Here is a 12034-nt window from a genome sequence, read left to right as displayed (position 1 = left end):
CGCCGGCCGGAAAGAGCGCAGCCCGCCGACGGGGGAAGATCGGCGGGCTGCGGTGGTGCGGAAATGGCTCAGTGGACGCTGTGCTCGTCCGTCGGGAACGTCCCGCCGACGACGTCCTCGGCGAACGCCTTCGCCGCGTCGCCCATGACCTCGCGCAGGTTCGCGTACTGCTTGACGAACTTCGGCACCCGTCCGCCGGTCAGCCCGAGCATGTCGGTCCACACCAGTACCTGGGCGTCCGTCTCCGGACCGGCGCCGATGCCGACGGTCGGGATGTGCAGCACCCGGGTGACCTCGGCGGCCAGCTCGGCCGGGACCAGCTCCAGCACCACCGCGAAGGCGCCCGCGTCCTGCACGGCCTTCGCGTCCCGCAGCAGCTGCTGGGCGGCCTCCTCGCCGCGGCCCTGCACGCGATAGCCCATCGCGTTCACGGACTGCGGGGTCAGGCCGATGTGCGCCATCACCGGGATGCCGGACTCGACGAGCAGCTCGATCTGGCGGTGCGAGCGCTCACCGCCCTCCAGCTTCACGGCGCCGACCCCGGCCTCCTTGACCAGTCGGGTCGCCGAGCGCAGCGCCTGCACCGGTCCCTCCTGGTAGGAGCCGAAGGGCAGGTCGCCGACGATCAGCGCACGGCTGGTGCCCCGTACGACCGCCGCCGACAGCATGGTCATCTCGTCGAGGGTGACGGGCACGGTCGTCTCGTACCCCAGATGGCAGTTGCCCGCCGAGTCGCCCACCAGCATCACGGGGATCCCGGCCTCGTCGAAGACGGACGCCGTCATGGCGTCGTAGGCGGTGAGCATGGGCCACTTCTCGCCGCGCTCCTTGGCGAGGGCGATGTCGCGGACGGTGATACGGCGTGTGCCCTTGCCTCCGTACAGCGCCTTGCTGCCGTCGGGGGCATTGGTGCGGGCAGCCGAAAGCTGCGTCATTGCAACGGCTCCTTACGTCATCTCGAGGCGCCCTCACGGCGTCCCCGGACCACCACCCATGGTGGCACCTCGTGCCAGGGAGAGCCAGAGCGCCCCCTGTGGGTAAAGCCTCAGTAAGAAAAACGGTAAGAGGAATCGATACGAGACGGTCTCGTATCGGAAGTGGCCTACCCTCGACGTCATGACTACTCCTGCCGTCCCCACCGCTCCGCGCATACCGGAAGCGGTGCACCGGCGTCGTTGGGCCATCCTCGGTGTTCTGATGCTGAGCCTGCTGATCGTGGTGCTCGACAACTCGATCCTGAACGTCGCGATCAAGACGATCTCGACACCGGCCCCGACCGGCCTCGGTGCCACCCAGAGCGAGCTGGAGTGGGCGATAAACTCCTACACGCTCGTCTTCGCGGGACTGCTGTTCACCGCCGGTCTGCTCGGTGACCGGCTCGGCCGCAAGAAGGTCCTGCTCGGCGGGCTGGCCGTGTTCGGCATCGGCTCCGCGCTCGCCGCGGAGTCCGGCTCGCCGGCCCAGCTCATCGCCTTCCGCGCGCTGATGGCCGTCGGCGCCGCCTTCGTGATGCCCGCGACCCTCGCCGTCCTGATGAACGTCTTCGAGCGCGAGGAGCAGCCCAAGGCGATCGGCATCTGGGCGGGCGGTGTCGGGCTCGCCATCGCCATCGGCCCCATCACCGGCGGTCTGCTGCTCGACCACTTCTGGTGGGGCTCGGTCTTCCTCATCAACGTGCCGATCGTGGTGCTCGCGTTCGGGCTGATGCTGTGGCTGGTGCCCGAGTCCCGCGACCCGAACCCCGGCCGCATCGACCTGGTCGGCGTCGCGCTGTCGGTCGTCGGCCTGGTCCTGCTCGTCTACGGCATCATCAAGGGCGGTGAGCTGGCCGACTTCACGGATCCGACCGTGCTGGCGACCACGGCGGCCGGCCTGCTCGTCCTCGTCGCGTTCGTGGTGTTCGAGAAGCGCAGCGACCATCCGTCCGTCGACATGGACTACTTCAAGAACAAGGTGTTCTCGGCCGCGATGGCCGTGATCACGCTGGTCTTCTTCGCGTTGATGGGCGTCACCTTCTTCTCGGTCTTCTACACCCAGAGCGTGCGCGGCTACTCCCCGCTCCAGTCCGGGCTGCTGCTGCTGCCGCTGGCCGCCGCCCAGCTGATCTTCGCGCCGCGCGCCCGGCTGGTCGTCGACCGCTTCGGGGTCCGGGTCACGACCACCGCGGCGATGGTCGTCCTCGCGGCGACCCTGGTCGCCTTCGCCACGCTGGACGCCGACACCCCGATCTGGCTCCTGGAGATCGTCTTCTTCTGCATGGGCGCCGGAATGGCCCACGTCATGACCCCCACCAGCGTGGTCATCATGCAGGCCCTGCCCCGAGAGAAGGCCGGCTCCGCCTCCGCGCTCAGCAACACCTTCCGCCAGCTCGGCGGCGCGCTCGGCATCGCCGTACTCGGATCGGTGCTGTCGGCGTCGTACCGCAGCGGCATCGAGGGTCACCTCGGCGGCCTGCCGGCGAGCCTGCGCGACACGGCGGGGGAGTCCATCGAGGCGACGCTCGGGGTCGCCGCCAAGCTCGGTGACCAGGGCCGGTCGCTGATCACCCCCGCCAACGACGCCTTCCTGCACGCCATGCACGTCACCGCCCTGTGCGGGGCCGGGGTGGCGGCCGTGGGCGCGGTCGTGGTGGCCGTGTATCTGCCGGGCAGGCCGCCGCGCACCCCGCAGGACGCGGCGGAGGAAGGGGAGTTGGCGCGGACGAAGCCGTAGGCGGCGCCGGCCGGGGCGGCCGGGAACCGCCGCCCCGGCCGCCCCTCGGGCGACAATTCCCGCACCGTGACGAAAGGACCGAACACGTGAGCCTCGCCGACAGGGGGACCAGCGTCAGGGACACCGGCGTGCGGGCGGAGCCGCCCGCGCGGGGGCGGCCACGGAGCGAGGCCGTCGAACGGGCCATCCTCGAGGGCACGATGAAGCTGCTGGAGGACGGCGTCTCGCTCGCCGAGATCTCCATCGAGCGCATCGCCCGTACCGCCGGCGTCGGCAAGGCCGCCATCTACCGCCGGTGGAGCGGCAAGGAGGAGCTCTTCGTCGACGTGGTGCGCGCCGCCGAGCCGCAGGACCCCGAACTCCCCGGCACCTCCATGCGTGACGACCTGGTCGTGCTCCTGGAGACGCTGCGCCGGCGGGGCCTGGCCAACCGGTCCTCGGCGATCCTGTACAACGTCCACGCGCAGATGAAGAGCAGCCCCAAGATCTGGGCGGCGTACCGCAACACGGCGATAGAACCCCGGCGCAGGATGGCCGTCGAGGTCCTGCGCCGGGGTCAGGAGAACGGCGAACTGCGCGCCGACCTCGACGTGGAACTGGTGAACGACATCTTCATGGGCCCCATGCTCGTGCGCGCGGTCATGCGTCCCGACGCCGACCTTCCCGAGGAGCTCCCGGCGCGCATCGTCGACACGCTGCTCGCCGGGCTACGCCCCGTCAGTTCCGCGACCGGGTAGCCCCAATGTGCGCGTTTCGTCACAGACCGGTCCGAGTGGCGCGTGACCGGAACCCGTGGGACCGCCCCGGTCGTCCTCGTCCCCGTACGGCCGTCACGGGACGGCGAGATCGAAGCCGATCATCCCCTAGGGTCGTACCCGGGGGAACGGACGGTGTGCAAGGCAGGCAGTGAGGCGACGGTATGGCGCAGCAGGCGTACATGACGGAGACGGACGACAACGGAGGCTCGGGTCCCGAGCCTCGGGGAGTTCGGCTCCGGCGCCTGATCGGCACTCTGCTCGGCCGGATCGGCGCGGGCTGGCGCGGTGATCCGCGCATCTGGCGGCGGGGCCTGGTCCTGACCGGTTTCGCGCTGGTGTTCTCGATGGTGATGGGGCTGCACTCGCGGATCCCCAACCGCTACGGCAACCTCGGCAGTCTCACGGAGACGTTCCTTCCCTGGATCGGCCTGTTCGTGCCGGTGCTGCTGGTGCTGGCGGTGGTGCGGAAGTCGGCGACCGCGCTGATCGCCGTGGTCCTCCCGGCCGTGGTCTGGCTGAACCTCTTCGGCGGGCTCCTCGTCGACCGGACCGGCAGCGGCGGCGATCTCACCGTCGCCACCCACAACGTCAACGCCGACAACCCGGACCCGGCCGGCACCGCCCGGGACGTGGCCGCGTCAGAGGCCGATGTGCTGGCCCTGGAGGAGCTGACCGCGACGGCGGTGCCGGTGTACGAGAAGGCGCTGGCGGGGACGTACAAGTACCACTCCGTGCAGGGCACGGTCGGCCTGTGGAGCAGGTACCCGCTGAGCGGGGTGAAGCCGGTCGACATCAAGCTGGGCTGGACGCGCGCCATGCGGGCCACGGTCACCGCCCCGGAGGGGCAGGTCGCGGTCTATGTCGCCCACCTCCCGTCGGTGCGGGTCAAGCTCCAGGCCGGGTTCACCGCCCGGCAGCGCGACAAGAGCGCCGACGCGCTCGGCGAGGCGATCGTCGACGAGAAGCTGACCCGGGTGGTCCTGCTCGGCGACCTCAACGGCACCATGAACGACCGCTCGCTCAACGCCGTGACCTCCCAGATGCGCTCCACCCAGGGCGCGGCGGGCAGCGGCTTCGGCTTCAGCTGGCCCGCGTCGTTCCCGATGGCGCGGATCGACCAGATCATGGTGAAGGGCGTGGAGCCGGTCACCTCCTGGACGCTGCCGCAGACGGGCAGCGACCATCTGCCGGTGGCGGCGCGCGTGAAGGTCACCACACCTTAATCAGGGGGTCACCCGCCGGAATAGCGGGCCCGGGAGACTTTGTTCCGTACTTGAACATACGACCCGTATGCTGAACGGAACCCCTCTCCCTGAAAGGCGTGTCCCTCATGCCCCTGGCCCTGCTCGCCCTGGCCGTGGGTGCCTTCGGAATCGGCACCACGGAGTTCGTGATGATGGGCCTGCTGCCCGATGTCGCGGACGACCTGCATGTCTCGATCCCGACGGCCGGACACCTGGTCTCGGCCTACGCGCTCGGCGTGGTCATCGGGGCGCCGCTGCTGGCCGCGGTCACGGCCCGGATGTCCCGCCGGACCGTCCTGATCTCCCTGATGGGCCTGTTCGTCGTGGGCAACGCCCTGTCGGCCTTCGCCCCCGGATACGACTCGCTGCTGGCCGCCCGCTTCCTCAGCGGTCTCCCGCACGGCGCGTTCTTCGGCGTCGGCGCGGTGGTCGCCACCAACCTGGTCGCCCCGGAGCGCAAGGCCCGCTCGGTGTCGCTGATGTTCCTCGGCCTGACCGTCGCCAACATCGCCGGCGTCCCCGTCGCCACCCTCATGGGCCAGCACCTCGGCTGGCGGGCGACCTTCCTCGGCGTCAGCGTGATCGGCCTGGCGGCGATCGCCTCGCTGGCCCTGCTGATCCCGCGCGACCACACCCACGCGCCCGCCGTCGGGCTGCGCCGCGAGCTGGCGGCCCTGCGCTCGCTGCCGGTGTGGCTGGCCCTCGGCACGACGGTGGCCGGCTTCGGCGCCCTGTTCTCCGCGTACAGCTACATCACGCCGATGCTGACGGACTCCGCCGGCTACGCCGACACCAGCGTGACGCTGCTGCTCGCGCTGTTCGGCGTCGGCGCGACGGTCGGCAACCTGCTGGGCGGCCGCCTCGCCGACCACGCGATGCGCCCGACGCTCTTCGGCGGTCTGACGTCCCTGGTGGTCGTGCTGGCCCTGTTCCCGCTGCTGATGACCACGGCGTGGGGCGGCGCGCTGGCGGTGGTCCTGCTCGGCGTGGCGGCGTTCGTGACGGGTTCGCCGCTCAACCTGATGGTCATGGAGAAGGCGGCCGCCGGCCCGTCACTGGCGTCCTCCGCCAACCAGGCCGCCTTCAACATGGCCAACGCCGGCGGCGCCTGGCTCGGCGGCCTGGCCCTCACGGCGGGCCTCGGCGTGACCTCACCCGCGCTGGCGGGAGCGGCACTGGCCGTGCTGGGCCTGGTCGTGGCGGGCGTCGCGGCCGCGGTCGACGCACGCCGGGCCCCGCGGTCCGCCGGCCGCGAACGCGTCGTCGCGACGCACGTACCGCGGACGGCGGAGGCGGGCGTACGTCACTGACGTCCCTCCCGGGGGGAGGCCCGGCGGCCCGCGCCGCGCGGTGACGGCGGTTCAGGGCTCGGGACGGGCCAGGCGTCCGAGCAGGGCCGTCACGTCCTCGACGGACACCGGCTCGAAGAACAGCGCGTCGGCCCGCTCGACCGCGGCGATCGCGCGCGGGGCCAGCTCGGCGCCCGTCTCGGTGACCCGCAGCCGTCTGGCGCGGCTGTCGGCCGGGTCGACCTCACGCGCGACGAGCCCTTTGGTCTCCAGGGTGCGGAGCACCTGGGAGGTCATCTTGACGTCCGTGCCGGCCTGGCGGGCCAGGGTCAGCTGGTTGGGGTGCTCACCCCGCGAGTTGAACCACCAGGTGCAGGCGAGCAGCACGAACTGCACATGGGTGAGGTCCAGTGGTGCCAGGGCCGCGGCGATGTCGCGCTGCCAGCGCAGGGTGGCGTGCCACAGCAGGAATCCGGGGCTTTCGCCGGGGCTGAGGGGCATCAGCGCTCGGCCACCGCGACCAGCGCGGCCAGGGTGTCGGGCCAGTCGGCGGTGATGCCCGGACCGATCTGCGGGCCGGCCTCGTCGGCGCCGGTGCCGGTGATCTCCATCCGGTACACCACCCGGATCCGGCTCCCGTCGATCCGCTCGATGCGGTGGACGGTGCGCAGCAGCAGATCACCGAAGCGGGCCTCGTCGACGAACCGTTCGCCTTCGACGGCCTCGGCGAGGCGCAGCACGATCGGGTCGTCCCCGGGCGGCGTCATGGTGATGCGCGCGCCCGCCGCGAACGGGCCGTCGATCTCGATCTTCTCGATCTCCGCGTTCCAGGTGCCCCAACTCGGCACGTCGGCCCAGAGCCGCCAGACCGCCTCGGGCGTGGCGGTGGTCTCGATGCTGTGCTCGTACTCCCACATGCGGGCCTCCTGGACCAGATGATGTGCCCGTAGATTATCTGCGCGCAGACTAAATGTCGAGAGCGGTCCGCCGATCAGTCGGGCCGGGCCGTCGGCCGGGCCCGCAGGCCCGGCCCTTCGGTCAGGCCCACGGCCGGCCCTTCGTCCGGGCCCACGGCGGGCCCATCGGCCAGGCCCACGGCCGGCCTTTCGTCCGGGCCCACGGCCGGCCTTTCGTCCGGGCCCACGGGCCGCCCGCCGGTCGGGCCCACGGAGCAGGCTGGCCCGGCCCACCGAGGGCCTGGGCGGACCTCCGGGTGGGCCGGGCCTGCTCACCGGCCGAGTCGCGCCGGGGGACCGGCGCTGGCCGTCAGACCGACTCGCGCCAGCCGTTCGTGATCGGCAGGCGGCGGTCCTTGCCGAAGCCCTTCGCCGAGATCTTGGTGCCCGGCGGGTACTGGCGCCGCTTGTACTCGGCGGTGTCCACCATGCGCAGGGTCTTGACGACCAGGTCGCGGTCGTAGCCCGCCGCGACGATCGCGTCCGCGCCCTGGTCGCGGTCGACGTACAGCTCGAGGATCGCGTCCAGGACGGGATAGTCCGGGAGCGAGTCGGTGTCGACCTGGCCGGGGCGCAGCTCCGCGCTCGGCGGCTTGGTGATCGAGTTCTCGGGGATCGGCGGGGTCTGGCCCCGCTCCGCCGCGGCGCGGTTGCGCCACTCGGCGAGCCGGAAGATCCACGTCTTGTAGACGTCCTTGATCGGTCCGTACGCGCCGACCGAGTCGCCGTACAGGGTCGAGTAACCGACCGCCAGCTCCGACTTGTTGCCGGGGGCCAGGACGATGTGGCCCTCCTGGTTGGAGACGGCCATCAGCAGGGTTCCGCGCAGCCGGGACTGGAGGTTCTCCTCGGCCAGACCCGTCAGGCCGAGCGAGCCCATGTACGCGTCGAACATCGGCTCGATCGGGACCGTGCGGAAGTTCAGGCCCGTCCGGCGCGCCAGCTCCGCCGCATCGCCCTTCGAGTGCTCCGACGAGTACTTCGACGGCATCGACACGCCGTACACGTTCTCCGCGCCCACCGCGTCGCACGCGATCGCCGCGACGAGCGCCGAGTCGATGCCGCCCGACAGTCCGATGAGCACCGACCGGAAGCCGTTCTTCACGACGTACGCGCGCAGACCCACGACCAGTGCCGAGTAGATCTCCTCGGCGTCGTCCAGCCGCTCCGCGTAACCGCCGCTCAGCTCGGGCTCGTACGCCGGGACGGGCTCCTCCGACACCACGACGCGGTCGATGCGCAGACCGTCGTCCACGACACCCGTCGGCGCGTCGGTCGAGGCCGCCGGCAGGTCGAGGTCCAGGACCACACAGCCCTCCGAGAACTGCGGCGCCCGCGCCACGACCTCGCCGTCGCGGTCGACGACGATCGAGTCGCCGTCGAAGACCAGCTCGTCCTGCCCGCCGATCATCGCGAGATAGGCGGTGGTGCAGCCCGCCTCCTGGGCCCGCTTGCGGACCAGTTCGAGACGCGTGTCGTCCTTGTCCCGCTCGTAGGGCGAGGCGTTGATGGAGAGCAGCAGACCGGCCTCGGCGGAGCGCGCCGCCGGGACCCGGCCGCCGTCCTGCCAGAGGTCCTCGCAGATCGCGAGGGCCACGTCGACGCCACGCACCCGCAGCACGGGCAGGGTGTCGCCCGGCACGAAGTAGCGGAACTCGTCGAAGACGCCGTAGTTCGGCAGGTGGTGCTTGGCGAAGGTCAGGATCACCTCGCCGCCGTGCAGCACCGCCGCCGCGTTGCGCGGGGAGCCGGGCGGCCGTCCGAACTTCGGCCGGTCGCTCTCGGACCGGTCGAGGAAGCCGACGACCACCGGCAGTTCGCCGAAGCCCTCGTCGGCGAGACGGACGGCGAGCTCGCGCAGGGCCGTGCGGGAGGCCTCGACGAAGGAGGAGCGCAGGGCGAGGTCCTCGACGGGATACCCGGTCAGCGCCATCTCCGGGAACGCCACGAGATGCGCTCCCTGCTCGGCGGAGTGCCGGGTCCAGCGGAGGATCGTTTCGGTGTTGCCGACGAGGTCGCCGACGCGCGAGTCGATCTGGTTCAGGGCGAGACGAAGTTGAGGCACGTCCGTCAGTGTAATCGTCAATGCGACGCGATGGGGGGCGCGGGGTGTCGGATACCCCACGCCCCCCATCGGGAGAGCCCTGCGCGCACCGGCGTACGACGTGCTCAGCGCCGTCGGTACGACTCCACGTAACCGTTCGCGGGCGTACCGACGCCGGTGACGTCGTCGTAGCCCTTCACGGCGGACAGCGAGCTGTCCTTGCCGAGGCTGCGGACGGAGGTCAGCAGCCCGTCCGCCGCGTCGTAGCCGTTGGCGAAGTCGACGCGCGCGACCGCGAGTCCCGATCCGGTCGGGTTGTCCGTGACGTCGTGGTAGACCCGCGAGCCGAACTTGGAGTAGATCGACGGGTTGGCGAAACCGATCGCCTTGCCGCCGCGCGCCTCCTGGCCCAGGGCCTGCACGGCCGCGATGACCGGCGCGGCCAGCGAGGTGCCGCCGATGCGGTACTCGCTGTACTGCTCGGTCCCGTCCGGGAAGGTCTGGGTCTGGCCCACGCGGAAGCCGGTGTTCGGGTCGGCGATCGCCGAGATGTCCGGGACGACGCGGTTGCCGGCGGCGCTGTTGGCCGTGGCGAGCGCCTTCGGCACGACACCCTTCTGGTAGTACGGCTCGGCGACCGTCCTGCTGGTGCCGCCGCCCGCGCCCGAGGTGTACGCGCCCGGGAAGTCCGTCCAGCTCTTGCCGTCGGCCGACAGCGAGGCCTTGTCGGTGCCCCAGCCGGTCTCCCACAGGTACTTGTCGTTCTTGCCGACGGCCAGCGAGGTGCCGCCGACCGCCGTCACCCACGCCGAGTTGGCCGGGGTGTCGACCTGCTTCGTACCGGTGTTGGCGACCTCGTCGCCGTTGTCGCCGGAGGAGAAGTAGAAACCGATGCCCTCGACCGCGCCGAACTGGAAGACCTGGTCGTAGGCGGCCGCGAGGTCCGGCGTCTGGTTCGCCTCGATGTCGCCCCACGAGTTGGAGACGATGTCGGCGAGGTGGTTGTCGACGATCTTGCTGAGCGAGTCGAGCAGATCGTCGTCGTAGCAGGACGCGGCGCCCACGTACGTGACGTTCGCGGCCGGCGCGACCGCGTGCACGGCCTCGACGTCGAGGGTCTCCTCGCCGTACCAGCCGGCCGCCCCGCACTCCTCGGTCCGGGTGTAGTCCGACGGCAGGACCTGCGTCAGCTGCCCGGTCTTCCAGCGCGCGTCGCCGTGCGCCTTCGCGTAGGCGGCCGCGTCGTAGGCGATCGTCGGCGAGGCGTACGCGTCGGTGATGGCGATGCGCACGCCCTTGCCGGTGTAGCCGCCCGCGCCGTACGCGGCCCGCAGCTGCTTGCCGGTGTACCCCTGCACGGCGTACGGGATCTTCTTGCCGTACGCCGAGGGGAGGGTGCTCGCGGTGTTGGAGCCGTAGTACGAGGAGAACGGCCCGGCGTTCTTGAACACCGCGTCCGGCGGCGGAAGCTGGTCCTTGGACGCGGCCTTGTGCGGCGCGTTGTCCAGGCCGGTGACGGTCAGCACGGCGCCGTCCAGGCCCGCGGGCGCGGAGGCGGTCTTCGAGGGCGCGCGGTAGGTCTTGGTGCCCTTGGCGTAGTTGTGCAGCTGGGTGCCGAACGCCTTCTCGGCGGCGGCCACGTCACCGCTCACGGACACGTAGTGCGCGGTCGTGCCCGTCACCTTCAGACCGGCCGCCGTCAGCCACGACGTGACGGCCGCGACCTGAGCCTTCGTCGCGCCGAAGCGGGCCCGGGACTGGGCGGCGGAGAGGTACTTGCCGTAGGCGGGCGAGGCCGGGTCGGACACGGCCTTCGCGTACGCGGCGAGGCCGGCGGCGTCCCGTCCCGCGAGGTAGACGCGGGCGGTGACCTGGGCACTGTCCGAGGTCGAGCCCTTGTCCGCCTTGGCCGTGGCCCACGCGGGCTTGGTACCGGCCAGCGTGTCACGGGCCGGGCCGTCCGCGGCGTGCGCGGCGGGTATGCCGAGCGCCAGCGCGCCGGCGATCATCGGCAGTGTCGCTGCCATGCTCGCTCCGGCGCGCAGCGCGGCGCGGTTGGATCTCACAGGACCCCCTGTATGTGGTTCGACGCGAGTGGATCACTCGACGTGCGGGCCACTCTTGCGACGAACGCTTCATGCCAGGGGAATGCGCACACCAAGAAGCGCCCAAGTGGCCTCTGGATGGGACGATTTGACGGAAACGTCCGCGAAATCGAGGGAAAACCCTATGAGTTGTCCGGGGAGAGCGGATCGAGGGCGGATCGGGGGCGATCGCGCGCGGGTCGGGGGCGATCGAGCGCGGGTCGGGGGGAGCCGGGGGTCGCAGGGGATCACTGCGGGGCGCCGGGGGCGCCGGGATCACTGAGGCCGCCGGGATCGCTGGGGGTCGCCGCGGGTTGCGGGGGTCGCCGGGGTGGGACGCTACGGCGTGGCGCCCCGCGCCTTCAGCATGTCCGCCATCAGGTCGATCTCCGACTGCTGCGCCTCGACCATGCCCCGCGCGAGCCGCTTCTCCACGCCCACCGTGCACTCGTCCACACAGCCCTCGGCCATGTGGATACCGCCCTTGTGGTGCGCGGTCATGAGGCGCAGGAACAACACCTCGGCCGCCTTGCCGTTCAGGGTGCCGAGCTTCTTCAGCTCGGTGTTCGTGGCCATGCCGGGCATCAGCGCGCCGTCCTCGCCGTCACTCATCGCGCCCATGCCCATCCAGGACATGGGCGGCTCGGACGACACCTTCGGCAGCCCCCACAGGTCCAGCCAGCCGATCAGCATGCCGCGCTGGTTGGCCTGCGTCTGCGCGATGTCGTAGGCGAGCCGCCGCACCTCCTCGTCGGCCGTCCGGTCCCGCACGATGTACGACATCTCGACGGCCTGCTGGTGGTGCACCGCCATGTCCCGGGCGAACCCGGCGTCGGCGGAGTCGGCGGTGGGCGGCGCGGTGTCCGCGCCGCCGTCCTGCGCGACGGAGCAGGTGATGGCCCCGGCGGCGACGAGCACTCCGGCCACGGCGACCGCCACTCCCGCGT

General features: G+C 71.5%; 10 protein-coding genes. 4 read left to right on the top strand and 6 right to left on the bottom strand.

Translation table 11 applies throughout. From position 1 onward, the window contains the following. Positions 1 to 68 precede the first annotated feature (68 nt). Positions 69 to 935: a 3-methyl-2-oxobutanoate hydroxymethyltransferase gene (panB, locus tag AOQ37_RS26875; RefSeq protein WP_062647717.1), complete on the bottom strand. Its 867-nt coding sequence runs from the start codon at positions 933 to 935 to the stop codon at positions 69 to 71. 181 nt (positions 936 to 1116) lie between these two features. Here panB and AOQ37_RS26870 point away from each other — a divergent pair, with 181 nt between their 5' ends. The 4 genes from AOQ37_RS26870 (at position 1117) to AOQ37_RS26855 (ending at position 6024) form a co-directional block, all read left to right on the top strand. Continuing rightward, entirely contained in the window at positions 1117 to 2712 is a 1596-nt protein-coding gene (locus AOQ37_RS26870) for an MFS transporter (RefSeq protein ID WP_078890366.1), read from the top strand. Positions 2713 to 2798: 86 nt separating this feature from the next. Continuing rightward, the gene (locus AOQ37_RS26865) at positions 2799 to 3449 is read left to right on the top strand and encodes a TetR/AcrR family transcriptional regulator (RefSeq protein ID WP_062647713.1); all 651 of its coding nucleotides are present in this window, start codon (positions 2799 to 2801) and stop codon (positions 3447 to 3449) included. Positions 3450 to 3631: 182 nt separating this feature from the next. Further along, entirely contained in the window at positions 3632 to 4693 is a 1062-nt protein-coding gene (locus AOQ37_RS26860; RefSeq protein ID WP_062647711.1) for an endonuclease/exonuclease/phosphatase family protein, read from the top strand. 107 nt (positions 4694 to 4800) lie between these two features. Further along, positions 4801 to 6024 (top strand): MFS transporter, encoded by a 1224-nt coding sequence (locus tag AOQ37_RS26855; RefSeq protein WP_062647710.1) that lies wholly within the window; start codon positions 4801 to 4803, stop codon positions 6022 to 6024. 51 nt (positions 6025 to 6075) lie between these two features. On the opposite strand, the gene AOQ37_RS26850 is transcribed toward AOQ37_RS26855, so the two are convergent. The 5 genes from AOQ37_RS26850 to AOQ37_RS26830 all read right to left on the bottom strand — a co-directional run bounded on the left by AOQ37_RS26850 (position 6076) and on the right by AOQ37_RS26830 (position 12026). Then, positions 6076 to 6504 carry a MarR family winged helix-turn-helix transcriptional regulator gene (locus AOQ37_RS26850; protein WP_062647709.1) on the bottom strand — a complete coding sequence of 143 codons (429 nt, stop codon included), beginning with the start codon at positions 6502 to 6504 and terminating at the stop codon, positions 6076 to 6078. After that, on the bottom strand, positions 6504 to 6920 hold the full coding sequence (locus AOQ37_RS26845) for an SRPBCC family protein (RefSeq protein WP_062647708.1): 417 nt from the start codon (positions 6918 to 6920) through the stop codon (positions 6504 to 6506). The genes AOQ37_RS26850 and AOQ37_RS26845 overlap by 1 nt, the downstream gene beginning before the upstream one ends. 349 nt (positions 6921 to 7269) lie before the next feature. Next, positions 7270 to 9024: an NAD+ synthase gene (locus tag AOQ37_RS26840; RefSeq protein ID WP_062647707.1), complete on the bottom strand. Its 1755-nt coding sequence runs from the start codon at positions 9022 to 9024 to the stop codon at positions 7270 to 7272. Positions 9025 to 9128: 104 nt separating this feature from the next. Next, positions 9129 to 11030 (bottom strand): S53 family peptidase, encoded by a 1902-nt coding sequence (locus AOQ37_RS26835; RefSeq protein ID WP_199825088.1) that lies wholly within the window; start codon positions 11028 to 11030, stop codon positions 9129 to 9131. Positions 11031 to 11426: 396 nt separating this feature from the next. Then, entirely contained in the window at positions 11427 to 12026 is a 600-nt protein-coding gene (locus tag AOQ37_RS26830) for a DUF305 domain-containing protein (RefSeq protein WP_234437007.1), read from the bottom strand. Between the last annotated feature and the right edge of the window lie 8 nt (positions 12027 to 12034).

Source organism: Streptomyces maremycinicus (assembly GCF_001184025.1).
Classification (GTDB): Bacteria; Actinomycetota; Actinomycetes; order Streptomycetales; family Streptomycetaceae; genus Streptomyces; species Streptomyces maremycinicus.
Note: the sequence above shows the minus strand (reverse complement) of the source record. Positions and strands in the feature narration are given on the sequence as shown.